The sequence below is a fragment of the Desulfitobacterium elongatum genome, from assembly GCF_055378975.1.
The window spans coordinates 2679968-2696324 of sequence record NZ_AP038772.1; the positions used below are offsets into that span (position 1 = coordinate 2679968).

The following is a 16357-nucleotide window of genomic DNA, read 5'->3' on the forward strand; positions in this document are numbered from 1 at the left end:
TCCCTAGTTATTATTTTCGGGCTAAACTTCAGATGGATTCAAAACTTCTTGCAGAGAAGCAACAAGTAGGTTCTCCTTTATGATTTGGAAGGATTTTTCGATATCTATATAAGCAATTCGATCCTCTTTAAGTTTCGGGATTCGCCTTCTGGCGACTTGGTAGGCGATTTTGGTACCCTTGCCTGGGATACCACCCCTGAGGTCGATTCCCTGCAACGCACAGAGAAGTTCAATCGCCAGGACATACTGAACATTTTCTAGAATGCTTCTGGCCTTACGAGCAGCTGTTGTGCCCATGCTCACATGATCTTCCTGATTGGCGGAGGTAGGGATGGAATCCACACTTGCCGGATGTGCGAGAACCTTATTTTCCGAGACTAATGAAGCTGCAGTATACTGGGTTATCATATAACCAGAATTCAATCCCCCTTTTTCTGTCAAAAAGGCAGGTAGACCACTCAAGCTCGGATTAACCAGTCGTTCAATCCTTCTTTCTGAGATATTTGCCAGCTCGGAGAGGGCAATTCCAAGGAAATCCATCGTTAAGGCCAAGGGCTGACCGTGGAAATTACCACCAGATATCACTTCACCTTCCTCGGGAAATAGCAGGGGGTTATCGGTAACCGAATTGATTTCTACTTCGACAACGCTTTTTATATAATCGATAGCATCCCGAGAGGCGCCATGAACCTGGGGTATGCACCGCAAAGAATATCCATCCTGAACCCTGCCGTGATTGGCCTGAGCAAGAATCTGGCTACCTGAAAGCAGCTCTCGAAGTGTAGCTGCACTGCGAATTTGCCCTTGATGAGGCCTGACCTGCTGAATTTTGGAATCAAATGCAGCGGGTATCCCTTCTAACGCTTCAACTGAAAGAGCTCCGATAATATCTGCGGTCGTCACCAATTGTTCCGCATCATAACTCAATAATGTCCCGATGGCTGTCATGACCTGGGTACCATTAATCAGGGCTAGGCCTTCTTTCGCTTGTAACTGGACAAGGGGTATACCGGCCTTCTCCATGGCCACTTTGCCGGGCAGGCGCACCTCCTGATAGAAGGCTTCTCCCATTCCGAGCATGACCAAGACCATATGGGAAAGGGGTGCCAAGTCACCGCTGGAACCTACGGAACCTTTTTGAGGAATTATCGGATGTACTCCCTTGTTCAACATTTCTAGCAAGGTTTCCACCACTCCCGGGCGAATACCGGAGTATCCTTTGGCTAAGGCATTAGCCCGCAAAAGCATTATGCCTCGCACGATTTCAATCGGAAAGGGGCTTCCAATTCCTGTAGCATGGCTCATAATTAGATTTTTCTGTAGCTGCTCCGTTTGATCCTTATCGATTAAGACGTTGCTGAACTTACCAAATCCGGTGGTAATACCATAGACGACTTTTTTATCTTCAATCAGTAATCTGACCATTTGGCAAGAACGCTCCATTTTGATAATCCCATCCTGGCTTAACGCTACCTTGGTAGAATGGCGGGCACCCGAGATAACATCCTCGATCGTCAGGCTGTTTCCATCAAGCTCAATAACCTTCTTGGGTACTTCACACCCCGACTGACGCGTTTCCTCCATACCTTCGCCTCCGGAAATCTCGTATTGATGGTTTAACTCCATCATTTCAAGCGTTGTTGTGCATCTTTTAATACGAGTTCGATCTGCTCTTTAACTTTGTCAGAAAGCATTTCCGGTCGGTGATTTTCGATAATGTCTCTAAGTTTTGCTCGTGCGCGGTCAGCCATCGTCGTCCTACCATTTAGTACCCAATTTTCGAAACTGTTGAAATCTGATAAATCAGCCTGCCAGTTTTCCCTGAAATTCTTGGCAGTGTGCTCATCACCCAGGAAATTGCCCCCGGGACCGACTCTCTGAATCGCCTCAACAGCAAGGTGTTCTGGATCGGTCTGAATACCGCCCAAAATTCGACGGGCACGGCTAATGGCTTCATTAGCAATGAGTAACAGTTCTAGGGAGCCGGTTAATCCGAATTCCATATAAAAAACATCATGCATGATATTACAGCCCTGTAGAGCTCCCATTAAGGTAAACATCGTCGACTCAAGTACGGCTTGCTGATCGCAGATTTTAGAATTGCAGCAACCCGCGTAGCCCCAGGACGGAAGCCGATAGAAGTGAGCAAGGTCAACGAGCCCTCCCTGGAACAGAATGGCTTCCGGTGTTCCATAAACTGCCTGCATGGTTCTCATGTCCATGGGAGAATTACCATAGCCGTAGATAAAAGGAGCACCGGCCTGTTTTAACTGGTGTATGACCAAACCGCTTAAAGCCTCGGCATTTGCTTGAACAAGGGCGCCCGCTACTGTAGTGGGAACTGAGGCACCTGCTACCCCTCCACAGGCAAAGTTCGTAGGAACTCCGAATTCCGCTGCGACCAAGAGCTTTTCAATCGACTCTTGAGGATGCTGCAAGGGAGAAGTCGGTTCAGTATACGATAAAAACAGAGGTTTCTGCCGTAGTTTCTCTAGACCCCCGACTGCTACAGCCGCCATCTTTACGATGTCACGCAGGGTATCTCCGTCTTCAGCGATGACGACCTGGGGCTTGGTCGTATTCTCAAGCATTATGGCATACTGCTCCCTATTGATCATCCGTTTGTCTACATCCGTGAGCAAACCCATCGACATGACAAAATCAATCTGTGGGAGATAATCACACACCCGGATCGCTTGGGCTACATCTTCTTTTCGCCAGCCTCTCCGTTCCCCTGTCAAAGGATCAAGATAATTTAAGGTATCTGAACCGGTTCCAAAGTACGTGTTGGAACCTTCCAAGAACATTGCCGGTTCACCGTTCCGGTTGTACATGGTAACCCGGGATGGAGCAGATTTTAAGGCCTTCTCCACAAGCCAAGTCGGAAAATAGACTCGATTGTCCTCCTCGACGAGGGCGCCGGCTACTTTAAGCATTTCAACCGCTTCCCTATGATGAATGATCATCCCAGTCTCTTCTAGAATCCGACAACTCGCTGAATGGATTTTTTCAGCCTGGGTTTCACTTAGCGTCCGGAAAAACAAACCGTTCCCATGGTAGCTGCCTACTTTCACTTTTTCACCCCCTGCCCTTTAATTCTCAATCTCAGCTATGATACTTTTCATGCCATCTAGCGTACTTTCCGATAAAGCCTCTGGTTGGTGGTTAGTAAGGATCTCCTTTGTGTATTCACAGGCTTTCTGGTCAACCGTTTTGGCACCTTGTTCTTCCCAAAGCTCATAGAAAGACCGATTGAAAAGTCTAGGTGTCCAAATTTCCTCACGGAAGTTTTCAAATGTATGGGAATGAGTTACAAAATTACCGCCAGCCCCCACTTCATTGATAACATCGACAGCCATGGTATACTGGTTGACTTTGGTTCCTGCTCCCATATATCGAGCTGCATCCATGAAGTCATTGCACAGAGTAAGGAAGGTTAAGGAACCTGTTTTTCCACCCTCCAGGTAGCCGACATCATGAACCAGATTTGCACCCATCAACTGGGCCATTAGTATACTGATTCCTGCTTCCATCCCTGCTTGAGCATCAGGAACTGGCGCATTGACACAACCTGCTTCGGTGAAATTGGGTATCCCATAGTACTGAGACAGTTGAGTCATGACTGCATAGTTCATGCTGGTCTCTGGTGCACCGTAAAGAGTATTTGTGGTACGCATATCCATCGGTGTAGCACCGCCGCCGATAATGATCGGAGCACCCTTCTGCTTCAACTGAGCCATAACCACTCCCGCCAGTGCCTCTGCATTCATCAATACAATCGTACCTGCCTTGGTTACTGGAGTTGTAGCACCAGAAAGAATTCCAGGGGTGTAAACTACGGGCACTCCATATTCAAAACAGGCAAACATCTTGCCTACTCCGTCATTCGTATGAATTAAAGGCGTAATGGGTTCTGAATAAAGGATCAAAAAAGGATTTTCCTTTAATTCCTCCCGTCCTCCCGCGATGAGAGAGGCCATTTCTAACTGCGCCCTCATATTTCGCTCATTATGGGCTGTTACAATGAGGGGCTTAACCGTATTAGCGACCATGGCTTCAAGCTGGTGCAAGTCACTGGCTTTTTCATTCATATCTGAAGCGATGGCATTGCTCATCACGAAATCGTAGTTGGGTAGGAAATCCATGAGTCTACTTGCTTCTTGAACATCTTTCTTGGTGGATCTTCGCCGTTCACCTGTTTCAAGGTCAATCGTGAACGGAAGGTCAGAACCTGAACCAAAATAAGTCCTGTTCTTTTCCAGCGGCATGACCCGTTCTCCTTTGCGGTTAGCAACAACAATTTTGCTGGGTGACAGCCTGATACATTCCTCCACCAACCAGGAAGGAATACGAACTTTATTCTCCTTGACGATACATCCTGCATCTTTCAGTAACTGCAATGCTTCCGGATGATCAACTTGTACTCCCGCATTTTCCAGTACTTCCAGAGTAGCAAAGTGAATTTCCTCAAGCGTATCGTCACTCACCCACCTGAGAAAGGGGCTTACCTGCTGGGAATAATTAGACCGAAAACGACTCATCCCTGAATACCTCCTCTTGTTTCTCATAGACCTCTATTAACCTGTATTAGCCTTATTTTTAAGCTATCGTTATTTACAACATTGCAAAGTTTATGCCATTAACAAGAAGAGGTTAATTAAAGGCTTTAGAAGATCCCTCCCCCAAGAACCGCCCAATTTCTTTGCGGTAAAATAAGAATTTTTCCCAATTTTTAAGAGCAAAAAAATTGAGCATGCAAAACAATTGGATTTAAATTTTTTGCATAGTAATGGATTGAGAAGGGCAGGTACTTTCGCAAATGCCGCACCCCCAGCATTTTTGAGGATTTAAAGAAACCCGCTTTCTTATTTTGCCGTTGACTGTAACTTCAGTATCGTCACATGCAAATGCTGAAAAATGGCAGCGTTTCGTACAAACTCCGCAATGAGTGCATGTCTCTTCATTATGGCGTGCTTGATACTGAACAACCGGGAAAACCCCTTTGCATCCCAGTTCAAGGGCGAGACGGGTCGGATAGCAACAGCAAGAACAACAGTTACACATCCAAGTCGGCCTATTTGTCCGCCAGTCAATGTTGATCTGGTGCATTAAGCCTTTCTTATGGGCTAATCGGACAACCTCCTTGGCTTCATCTTTGGTAAGGGGTTGACCCCCAGTACGATCTGTAATGCTTCCATCAAAGGCCATACACGTTCCTGTAGGTTTATCACAATTTTGGGCAATCCTACGACAGTTACAAGGAACCAGTCGGATTTCTCGGGTGGAATCAATCATTTTATAAAACTCATCAACAAGTTCAAAAGTCTCCGGCTTTCTTTCCACTTCCTCATGTCTTCGTAGTTTTTCAATATATGGCAGCATCTTCTTTCGATAAACTTCATAACACCAATCATCCAGTTGATTACGAACAATCTTATCCAACGCAAAGTAATTTTCTCCAAATTTACTTTGATAGTCGAGCTTATTGTAAAAATCCCCAAGTGGATATATCGTTTTTCCATCCACCTGTTCTCGATTAAGCACATGTTTTTGATATAAATCCTCCAGCATTAACCTTGCTTCATCTTCATTGATCTTGAACCTTTCGGCGGCTCCTAAAACACTTAATTTATCTTGTCCTAGTGCTAAAATAATCTCGATTTCTTTATCTGTAAAAAAGTAGTTTAAATAAGGTAGAATGAACTCCGGTGCTTGGTACAATTCAGCAAAACGTTTTAACTTATCCATAAATACCTCATCCTCTCACCCAGTGTGTCCCAATGCCCTCCTAAGCAATTTTTGTTCATGTCATGAAACACCACCATAGCCTGTTAGAATAACGAAGCCTATGGTGGTGTTCTGGAGTCTTAAATTACTTAATTAACCCTTTGCTCTTTAAGAAGGCTTTTGAAACTTCCTCAACGCCTTTTTTATCAACATCAACCTGTTTATTCAACTCAGTAACCGTGGCGGTATCAATAATAGAGCTGAGGGCCTTGACATCATTGGCAAGGTTAGGATAGGCATCAAGGATTTCCTTCCTGAAGACTGGGCTTGGGTTATACACTGCAAACGCCTTCTTGTCATCTTCTAGAACGACAAGTTTGTCCGTAATAATTCTTGGTTCTGTGGTGAAAGCCAAGGCTAAGTCGCCTTTATTGTTCTTGAGAGCATCATAGTTCAAACCCATGGCGACTTCCACGATATCGGACTTCGGAATTTCTTGTCCATAAACTTTTTGGAAGTGAGCAAGACCGTCTTCACGCTCATCCCATTCTGTAAAACTGACAAACTTCAAATGATTGCCACTCTTGATCTGGTTTAAATAGTCCGAAGTTGTTTTTAGATTGTATTTCTGGGCAACATCAGAACGAACAACCAGGGCATAGGTATCATTCAAAGGTGCATAATCCAGCCAAACCAGTCCATTTTTCGCATCAAATTCTTTAATTAACTTGTAGCTCTCTTTTTCATCAAAAACCGGTTCATGCTTCATCAAATCCGTAATCCCAGTATTGGTGTACTCCCAATATGCATCAATTTGACCAGAGGTTAAGGCTGGCCTAATTACAGCAAGTTCGCCCAAACCCGTTTTGTTTTCTACTGAATAGCCCTTGCTTTGAAGGTAATCATAGAGCATCGTTCCAAGTAGAAGTTGTTCTGTAAAGGTTTTAGAACCAATCTTAATTGTGGGGGCCTTTTTCGCATCTGAAGAAGTGGTACTGGCGCCGCAACCAACTACGGTTCCCAACATAAGTGTAAGGGAAAGTACTGCAATTAATCCTTTAATCCATACTTTTTTCATCCATTTACTCTCCTTCCTCTATCGACAGGTGTCCTCTTATATAACTGCCCCCCCTTCATTTCGCTTAGTATAGATTGAGTTACTCAGCATTCATGCCAGGTGGGGTAATTCTAGTCTCTAAATAACTGAGAGCCCTGTCAAAGAATATGGATAAGAGAGCTCCCAGACCGGCACCGACAATCATGTATTCAAATCTGAACAGACTCAACCCGCCCATAATGAGGTAGCCTAAACCACCGGCCCCGATGAGGGAGGCCAAAGTGCCCACACTGACTACAAAAACGGTGGAAGTTTTTATCCCACTGATAATAATAGGCATGGCTAACTGCATTTCCACTTCTAATAATATCTGGCGGGCAGACATACCCATTCCTGCTGCAGCTTCCTTTACATCTGGGCTTACTCCCATTAATCCAGCGATGGTATTTCGAACGATCGGGAGGAGGCTTTGCAGCAATAAGGCAATAATTGCTGGTTTCAGACCTAAGCCAAAAACAGGTAAAGCCAAGGCAAGAATAGCCATACCCGGTATGGCCTGTAGAACATTCAAAAGGTTTAGGGCTACTATGCCAAACTTGCGGTATCTTTCTCGAGTTAAGAGCACACCTAAAGGAACAGAAATCAGAATCGCAAGTCCAATCGTAATAAAGACGATCAGGAGATGAGTCAGTAGAGCATGTGGAGCTTTTTCAAACAAGGCCACACTGAAATATTTCCAAGTCATTTATGCACCTTCTCTCCGGTAAACATGCCCTCTGATATCTCTAAACGAGATCACCCCACAGAATACTCCACCGTCTAAGACTCCAACATAATCCGTATCATTTTCTAACATCAAAGAGAGGGTATCGGGCAATGGTGTACTTAATTCGACATAGTTCATTCGCTTCCGGGTCGCTAAATTTTCGATCTCTTCAACCCCTAAAGTACAATCTGCTAATTCTTCCTCGCTTATATACCCGGTGAATTCTCCGTTACTTCCTTCTAACAGTGCAACTTTTGCACCTTTCATAAGCGACCGGATATTGAATAAGTCGTCAGTCTTAACGATACAATGCTGAGTATTCATAGCCTTCTGAACCGTATAGAGGTTCAACTTTTTGACAACTCGGTCATAACCAATAAAATTCTCTACAAATTTATTCACTGGATAGGTTAATACTTCTTCGGGAGTACCAAACTGAACAATCTTACCTTCATTAAATATCGCAATTTTGTCGCCCATTTTAATCGCCTCATTGATATCATGGGTCACAAAAACAATCGTTTTTTTAATTTCCTGTTGCAGGCGCAAGAATTCATCTTGTAGACGGTTTCGTGCGATAGGATCAACCGCTCCAAATGGCTCGTCCATGAGCATTATGCTAGGATCAACCGCCATGGCTCGTGCGACACCTACTCTTTGCATTTGACCACCGCTTAACTGTGACGGGTATTTATCACGAGTCTTATCCGGATCTAACCCCATCACCTCCAATAGCTCGTCAACACGTTTCTTAATTTTATCCTTAGGCCATTTGTACAAACGAGGCACAATGGCGATATTTTCGGCAATGGTTCTATGAGGAAGTAACCCGATCTGTTGAATGACATACCCAATTCCCATACGTAAGACGTCCGGATTACTTGACAGGATATTCCTTCCATCGATTTCAATACTACCATCAGTAGGTTCAATCATCCTGTTAATCATGCGCAAGGTTGTACTTTTACCACAGCCTGAGGGACCGACTAAGACACATATCTCGCCTTGATCGATTGACAAGGATAAATCGTCCACAGCTGGCAACGTTTGTCCCTGATAGATTTTTTTCACATTCCTTAGCTTGATCATCCTATCCCCCCCTAACTCAATCTAGCGGCGCACCCGTAATCCACGGGGTACCACCTTTTTCTCTAAAACGCCCAAAATGGTATCAAGGGCAATAGCGATTACTGAAATGAGAATTGCTCCCGTAAGAATCATTTCAGTGTTGGACCGGACGAGCCCTTCAGCAATGAATCGCCCAAGATTACGTTCCCCAATATATGTCGCAATGGCAGCTATACCCGTAGTCATAACCACTGTAATCCGAAAACCGGCAAGAATGACCGGCATCCCCAAAGGGAGTTGGATTTCCCTCATAATCTTCCCGGAACTCATGCCCATCCCCTTAGCGGCCTCTAATACATTTCGGTCTACGTTTTTAACCCCATCATATACATTCCGTAGCAAAGGCATCATGGCATAAAGAACCAGAGCCAATACAGCAGATTGTCTGCCAAGCCCCAGGAAGGGTATCATCACAAATATGGCAAAGAGCGATAGACTTGGAATACAAAAAATAATATTTGCCAGGCCTATTACACGATTGGCCCATTTATCATTCTTGGTTAACAGGATGCCTAAGGGGACCCATATCACTAAGGAAATAGCCACTGCGATTAATACTACTTGAAAATGATTTTGGGTATACTCCCATATTGTACTTGTATTTCTTTTATAGAACTCCATAAGCTCGAATCCCATTAAGCACCACCCGCTTACCCTTATTTTTGCCTCTTATGCAAAGCAAAACTAGCTAACTCAAAATTGCAATACTTGTGCCAACTTTCAAATAATTGTTCAGGGCTGATTATTCCATAATTCCATGAACTTGCTGCAAAGAGATTTTGCAGCTAAATCCTTTAGTACTTTAGTATTGGGCCAAGAACCTTAAGTGCCGAAATTTTTGCTTCGCAAAAAATTATTGCATGTCTCTACCTTGCTTTGACATTTAATCTTAATTTCCTAATGCGATATTGCATGTTTTGTCGAGCGATTCCCAAAGAATTAGCAGCTTGGGTAATATTACCAGAGCATTCAACCAAGGCCTCCGTTAGTAATTCCCTCTCCACATCCATTAAGACGCTAGCCAAAGAACCTCTCCTTTTTTCATTACCCTCTCTTCTCATACCCTCTTGTCCTTGAAACTTCGTCTTGAGATACGGGGGCAACTGTTCTATCGTAATCTGATTCTCCCCCTCCAATAAATTAATGGCACTTTCAATGATATGCTCAAGTTCCCGCACATTTCCTGGCCACTGATATTTTCTAAATATTTCCTGAAGACCAGAAGATATCTGTATTTCCCCTGTCCCGTAAATTCTTTGATACTTCCGCCTAAAATGGTTTAACAAAGCCTGAATGTCTTCGGGCCGTTCCCTTAGAGGAGGAATATAAAGAGAAATCACTGCCAATCTGTAAAAAAGATCCTTTCTCAATTGTCCTTCATTAATACAATCCCAGGGATCAACATTGGTGGAACTGACGACCCGGCAATGTACAGGGATTTCCGCACTCCCACCTACTCTGCGTACAGACTTTTCCTGCAAAACACGTAATAGCTTAGCCTGCAGAATAATACTCATTGAATTAATCTCATCAAGAACCAAGGTGCCTTTACCAGCTTGCTCAAATAACCCTTTACTCTCAACCGCCCCTGTAAACGCCCCTTTTGTCGTCCCAAAAAGAATACTCTCAAGCAAGGTCTCCGGAATAGCCGCACAGTTAATAGCTACAAAAGGCTCATCCTTGCGGGCACTGTAATTATGAATTCCTTGCACCAGTAACTCTTTACCTGTACCGGTTTCGCCGAAAACCAAGACTGAACAATCTGCCTCTGCTGTCTTTTTGGCAGAGTTTATCAAGCTATCTATAGACGAGCTGGCATATACAATAGAATCGAAAGTAAACCGTGTTCCATTATTTCTTAGTAAGGTACTTCCATCCTGATCAAGGCGTTCTTGAATTTGCATCGTTTTTGTAAGTAAATCTTTGATCATCGTTATATCTCTGCAAATGGAATAGGCAGCAACCACTTGATCACCCTCATACACAGGAAAGGTACTTGCGATAATATGGACCTCCTTGCCTTTATTCGTGAAATACTGTTTGCGCCGTTCCAAAACAGGTTCACCGGATTCAATCACCCGTAAGTGTTCGCTGGTATCAAAGGTTACATTATTATAGACATCAGCCAAATTTTTCCCAATGACATGGATAGGCTCCAAGTCTTCTTGTTTCGCCAGTTCCGAACTATAATGAATGATATTTCCATATCGGTCTGTAACTATGATTCCTTCAGGAACTGAGTTTAAGATCGACTCATAAATCTTTAGCAAAGGAATATCCATGGGTATTGGGTCCTCCCTCGATTAGATTTTTTAGGGCAAGCTTAGAATATGCTACTTATTGAGCAAATGTTTGTTTGTTTTTAGATAATTTATAACATTTAATCATTTTGGTTATTTTTATATATTTCTACTATTAAATGGAATATCCTCTTTCCAGATGGCCATCTTACAATATAGTGGATTTCCACTACCTCTTTAATTGCCATGCGTGACGCATATAATAATAGGATCAGGAGATTAAATCACCTGATCCTAACTTGGAATGGTATCATATAGTTTACGCTACTTTATGTCCTGACTACGCGACAAGGTATTCCGTTATAGGTCCATGTTCCAATTAGTGGATCTGAGGACTCAAAATCTCCACTGGTTAAACTATTAGCATTGGAAATCCACATTCCACCAAGTTCTGCTTCTGAGGAACTCATTTCTGGCTGCCACCAGCCATATTCAACGCTCACTACATCCTCACACATCAGCACGATCTTGGTAACGAATCTGGCTTTACCTCGTTCTGTCTCCACGTACACAGGACACCCATCCTCTAAGCCTAACTTACGAGCTGTCTCAAGGCTCATTTCAACGATAGGCTCTGGGTGCATCGCACGAAATCTCTCGAGCTGATGGTAACTGGAAGCATAATACGGTTGAAAACGAGCTCCACTCATGAGTAAAAGTGGGTACTCTTCCTTTTGTTCCAGAAACAGTTTGGGACTGGGTAAAGGATCTTCTCCCATTTCCTTCAAAAGTTCGCTATATACTTCAACTTTTCCACTGACTGTGGCAAACCCCGAAGGAAGTCCGTTTTTCGGATCAAGTTCTTCCTGTTTGTAGTATTGGTTTTCCTGGTAGTATAACCCGGTAAGACTAAATTCGTCCCACGTTAAACCTAGCGGAGATAAACTTGCTTCTAGTCCTTCGTGATAGGTTTCCCAAGGCCACGCCTGTTCTTGTCCAAGCCTGAGCCCAAGCTCCTTCCAAAAATAAAAGTCTGGACGGCGTTCGTAATAGGGTTCAACCGCCTGTTCCCCTCCATAGGCAATATTAGCTACTCCGGCTTTTGTCTCCAATAAAGGACGCTCTAATACACCAGCACTTGGCAACACATAGTCAGCGAGCATAGAGGTTGGTGTCTCGAAAAGCTCCAAAACCACTAAGAGATCCAGACTTTTTAATGCTTTATAAATCAACTGCGAATCGGCCTGAGTTAGGAGAGGATTGGAAGCCATAACTATCATGGAGCGAATAGGATAGGGCTCCCCTGTTAACATGGCACGCCAGACAAGATTGGGATGTGCTGAAGTTAGATAACGCATAGGAAGGCGTTTATTATGCTTCATCGTAAGTTCTCGAACCTTCGCATATCCCGAATAGGATTGAAGCGACAGCTTGTCTTGGTTAAGGGACTTGGGATTCGTTCTTGCGAATTCTTCACTGAGTTCTAAGTCAAGTTCTGGAATAAAATCAGGCATTTCGCTTAGATGGGATGCTCCGGGTACATCAACGTTCCCGGTAATTGCCCTTAATATAGCCAAGGCGCGATGCGTTGGGAAACTGTTTACACCAAGCTGGTCAATGCCTCTCCCACTATACAAGGTAGATGGAGTACTTTCTGCATATAAGCGAGCGGCCTTAACGACATCTTCCGCATTTACCCCAGTCATTTTCTCCACATAGGTGGGGGTATACGGTGTAAGATGTCCGACTAAACGTTCGAATCCATGACACCAGGTTTCTACGAAGTATCGGTCATACAGCCTTTCTGTAACGATAACGTGTAAGAGCCCTAAAGCGAGAACCGCATCTGTTCCAGGCCGCACAGGTAGCCATAGGGTTGCTTGTTCTGCTGTACGGGTGCGTCTTGGATCCACGACTATCAGGGGTTTCCCCGTTTGACTAAATTCTTGGATCGTACGCCAGAACAAAGAATTATCCGACTCTGCAGGATTAACTCCCCAAAGTATCGCACTGCCTGTTGTCTCCGGATTCAATTCCATATCAATCGGCCAGCCATAGGTAAGCGTATTCACCCAAATTCCGGGATTCCAGCAAATCTGCCCTATTCCCATATTATTCGGGCTGCCAAAGAGGGACATGAAGCGATGCAAGGGCCAAAAGGTTGTATGTGGACCGCCGATACTGGTTGCCAGTACCTCGGGCCCAAACTTCTCCTTGAGGGTTTGAAGCTTTTCAGAAATCTCATCCAAGGCCTGATCCCAAGATATTCTTTCCCATTGTCCACTACCGCGTTCACCTACCCGTTTTAAGGGGTAATTTATTCTTTGGGGATGGTCCATGACTTCAGGAATCATCGGCCACCGTTTGCAACCCCGTAGAATTTGATTGTCATTCGGAAAACGAGAAGGGTCTGGTCTAACCTGAGTCACGCGTCCCTCTTGAACGGTAGCTATGAGTCCACACTGGTAACCACAGAAGCGACAATTGGTTTGAACCGTTTTCTTTTCCGTCATGGCCGTTTACCTGAAAGCATGCTTACTTCGCTTCGCTTCTTCCCTTCGATATTGGTCAACTGATATCCGCAAAAGGGAATTAACCCTCCCTCTTTTCCTGCTACAATCATGCTGCACTCTCGAAGTTTCTTCAGATCCATGTTCCTAGCATCGATATAATTCTCGATGAGGATGGATAAACCAGGCTCAAGTTCAGGGTATTTTTTGAGGGCAATATCTGCAAACACTGAGCCTTGAGGACTTTGTGGATCAAAGGATTCTATATATTCCTCGGGAGTTAAACGTCTTGAAAGGGGCTGAAGCTTACCCTGATCTTCCACCAGGTAAGTGGAGCTTGAGCATAAAGGATTCGAACAACCTAAAGGCCAGAAATCATAGGGTTCGATCCTACCTTGGCTTTGCTCTGAAAGCATGAATATGACATCCCCCATGGTCAAGCGCTTCGTCATGGATACATCAAAGCGCCCTGAGCCAAAGGCCGGTTGGTAAGCAATCCCGGCGATGACATCTCTGTTCTTCAGGGCGAAGCTTAGCACATCGCCCATTTGGTCTTCGTTAATCCCTTCGATGACCGTCATGGCAAGAACAACTTGTACCCCCGCTTCGCGGCAGTTTTCTATGGCTTTAAGTTTAGTCTCTAGTATATCTTCGCCGCGGATAGTCTTGTATACAGACTCTGTCAAGCCATCAAACTGAAGGTAAATACCACTAATTCCTGCTTCAGCAAGTCTTGTTAGATAGTCAAGATCTCGCCCAATTACCATGCCATTGGTATTCACCTCGATAGCACCGAAACCAATCTCTCGTCCCAAACGGACGATTTCAGGCAAATCCTTGCGAGTGGTCGGTTCACCACCCGTCAATTGGATACTGGTTTGAGGACTTGTGTTTTGAAGAATATATCGATATTTTTCAGCAAGGGTCTCTAAATCGGGGTCTGGTGAAGGACGAAAATCATTGGCGGCCATAAAGCAGACCGGACAACGCAAATTGCAACCTTCAGTCACTTCAATTTCAACCAAGGTGGGGTGACGGAGATGAGCCTTGCATAGGCCACAATCCGTTGGACATCCGTGTTGAGTGGGGATGGGGGAATGGGGAGGTATCGATGGCACTTTAAAATGATTCATCCACTGGTAATGCTCCACGTCTGGCCAGAGATACGATGTATATGCTCCATGCTCCGGACATGACTTTTCCATATAAACTGCCTTTTCACGAACAACGATGTCTGCTTTTACTACCTTTAAGCAGATCGGACAAACGCTTTCCGTATGATCTAGGATAGTGAAACTCTTACTTTGCTGCATATCAAATACCTCCTATTTTCCTACCCCGATAGTTTTAAAAACTTAATAAGGTCGCAACCTAGCTTTACGCAGAACGAAGTCCGATTGTCGTGAAGACGATCGAACTTGTTCGTAGTGGTTAAATTTTTAAATTTGTTTCGTCCATACCTTTTGCAAGAAGGCTTCATCCCCATGAGGTAATCTTGAACGATATTTTTCTTCACCCGGTAACCAGGTTCTATCCTGACCAGCATAAACAACTAAGTTACGCATGATTAATCCGCCAACGATGGCCAACAATCCAGCGATTCCCATGGAAGCACTGTTGGGTACCAGATACAAGATCAGCGGTAAGAGGGTGCCTACCAATAGGAAGCCGATCTTGAAAGGTCCTGAAAAATTACCCCTTGTCCATCGTTTAACTGCGTTAGCTTCTCGTTCCGTGGTACCGGTACTCTTAATCCAAAGATAACCCAACCAAATGACCAGTTGGAAGGCGCATAGACTGGCTGCAATATAAGGGAATACGTTATAGACTACAGGTGCTGCTTTAGTGAACCAACCACAGACAATGTAAGCGGATACTCCCGTTAACAAAGATGAGGTTAAGAACAACACTAACATGCCAGGGCCATTCCAGAACGGCCGCGCTTTATGGCGAGCCAATAATACGCCAGGATATGTTGCTACGATAAAACCCGTGATGACACAAATTAGGGCTAAGACTTTACGAAGTCCAATAAGACCAAACCAAGGGAAAACTTCAACCCAGCTGGAGGCTAAAAGTAACCCGGCTACAATGGCGATGGACATATTCCAGGCTCCAAAGGTTAAGATTGCTTTTGGATTCATAAATACGCGCAAGGCTTGAAAGGGTCTCCCTAATTCCAAAATCAGTAAGCCGGCTCCCGCAGCGACAAATACAGATCCTGCAAAGATGCCTAGAGTAGAAAGATTTCCGATTTGAAATAATTCGGCAACTCCGGCAAAGAGCAGCATGGCTGCACCCATGCCGGCAAAAAAGAAATCAAAGGCTAACATCCAACCCCAAGTTTCATGTTTATGGCTCATTCCTTATATCCCTCCAATCAATAAAGATAAAATACGTAGGGTTCGGTTCCTAGTTCTTCTAGCAAGCGCCCTGTTGTTTTTGTTCCATTCACCAACTTATAGACTTCACTTTCTTTATCTTCTATGTCGCCAAAGATACGAGCTTTTTGGTGACAGGTCTGAACACAGTAGGGTACCTTTCCTTGATCAACCCTGTCATCTTTACAGAAATTGCATTTTTGGATCGTTCCTTTTTCCGCATTGGCGATACGTGCTCCATAAGGACAGGCCATAACACACGCTTTACAGCCAACACACTTGTTCTCTTCCACCCATACGATTCCGTCTTCACGTTGCTGAGAAGCACCTGTTGGGCAGGCGTCGACACATGGTGAATTGTCGCAATGCATACATAGTAAGGGTATATGGATCATACGAACATCGGGGAATTTTCCTTTTGGACCCAACGTGGGTACTGGATTATAGATCATATCTATCGGAAGTTCATTATTGACTCGACAAGCCACTGTGCAGGATTGACAGCCAGTACATTTACGAGTATCAATAACCATTGCATAACGTGCCAT

Annotated in this window: 13 protein-coding genes; all 13 read right to left on the reverse strand. The window is 44.3% G+C overall.

What is annotated here, in order from left to right; all coding sequences use genetic code 11:
• Nucleotides 1–21 precede the first annotated feature (21 nt).
• The 13 genes from hutH to ACZ42W_RS12565 all read right to left on the reverse strand — a co-directional run bounded on the left by hutH (nucleotide 22) and on the right by ACZ42W_RS12565 (nucleotide 16357).
• Nucleotides 22–1584, reverse strand: coding sequence for a histidine ammonia-lyase (gene hutH, locus ACZ42W_RS12505; RefSeq protein WP_464165678.1), 1563 nt, complete (start codon nucleotides 1582–1584; stop codon nucleotides 22–24).
• A 41-nt stretch (nucleotides 1585–1625) separates the two neighbouring features.
• Complete coding sequence (locus tag ACZ42W_RS12510; RefSeq protein WP_464165679.1) at nucleotides 1626–3074, reverse strand: trimethylamine methyltransferase family protein; 1449 nt, start codon at nucleotides 3072–3074, stop codon at nucleotides 1626–1628.
• A gap of 18 nt (nucleotides 3075–3092) precedes the next feature.
• Nucleotides 3093–4541 (reverse strand): trimethylamine methyltransferase family protein, encoded by a 1449-nt coding sequence (locus ACZ42W_RS12515; RefSeq protein WP_464165680.1) that lies wholly within the window; start codon nucleotides 4539–4541, stop codon nucleotides 3093–3095.
• 229 nt (nucleotides 4542–4770) lie between these two features.
• A complete protein-coding gene (locus tag ACZ42W_RS12520) occupies nucleotides 4771–5748 on the reverse strand; it encodes an ATP-binding protein (RefSeq protein ID WP_464165681.1) in 978 nt (325 codons plus the stop codon).
• A 124-nt stretch (nucleotides 5749–5872) separates the two neighbouring features.
• The gene (locus ACZ42W_RS12525) at nucleotides 5873–6805 is read right to left on the reverse strand and encodes an ABC transporter substrate-binding protein (protein WP_464165682.1); all 933 of its coding nucleotides are present in this window, start codon (nucleotides 6803–6805) and stop codon (nucleotides 5873–5875) included.
• 79 nt (nucleotides 6806–6884) lie between these two features.
• Complete coding sequence (locus ACZ42W_RS12530) at nucleotides 6885–7529, reverse strand: ABC transporter permease (RefSeq protein WP_464165683.1); 645 nt, start codon at nucleotides 7527–7529, stop codon at nucleotides 6885–6887.
• On the reverse strand, nucleotides 7530–8639 hold the full coding sequence (locus ACZ42W_RS12535) for a betaine/proline/choline family ABC transporter ATP-binding protein (RefSeq protein WP_464165684.1): 1110 nt from the start codon (nucleotides 8637–8639) through the stop codon (nucleotides 7530–7532).
• Nucleotides 8640–8660: 21 nt separating this feature from the next.
• Nucleotides 8661–9314: an ABC transporter permease gene (locus ACZ42W_RS12540; RefSeq protein WP_464165685.1), complete on the reverse strand. Its 654-nt coding sequence runs from the start codon at nucleotides 9312–9314 to the stop codon at nucleotides 8661–8663.
• A gap of 230 nt (nucleotides 9315–9544) precedes the next feature.
• Nucleotides 9545–10960 carry a sigma-54 interaction domain-containing protein gene (locus ACZ42W_RS12545; RefSeq protein WP_464165686.1) on the reverse strand — a complete coding sequence of 472 codons (1416 nt, stop codon included), beginning with the start codon at nucleotides 10958–10960 and terminating at the stop codon, nucleotides 9545–9547.
• A 287-nt stretch (nucleotides 10961–11247) separates the two neighbouring features.
• Nucleotides 11248–13431, reverse strand: coding sequence for a molybdopterin-dependent oxidoreductase (locus tag ACZ42W_RS12550; RefSeq protein WP_464165687.1), 2184 nt, complete (start codon nucleotides 13429–13431; stop codon nucleotides 11248–11250).
• Nucleotides 13428–14741 (reverse strand): radical SAM protein, encoded by a 1314-nt coding sequence (locus ACZ42W_RS12555; protein WP_464165688.1) that lies wholly within the window; start codon nucleotides 14739–14741, stop codon nucleotides 13428–13430. Before ACZ42W_RS12555 ends, ACZ42W_RS12550 begins: the two co-directional genes overlap by 4 nt.
• Nucleotides 14742–14867: 126 nt before the next feature.
• Nucleotides 14868–15791, reverse strand: a complete 924-nt coding sequence (nrfD, locus tag ACZ42W_RS12560) for an NrfD/PsrC family molybdoenzyme membrane anchor subunit (protein WP_464165689.1) — start codon at nucleotides 15789–15791, stop codon at nucleotides 14868–14870.
• 17 nt (nucleotides 15792–15808) lie between these two features.
• Nucleotides 15809–16357, reverse strand: a complete 549-nt coding sequence (locus tag ACZ42W_RS12565; protein ID WP_464165690.1) for a 4Fe-4S dicluster domain-containing protein — start codon at nucleotides 16355–16357, stop codon at nucleotides 15809–15811.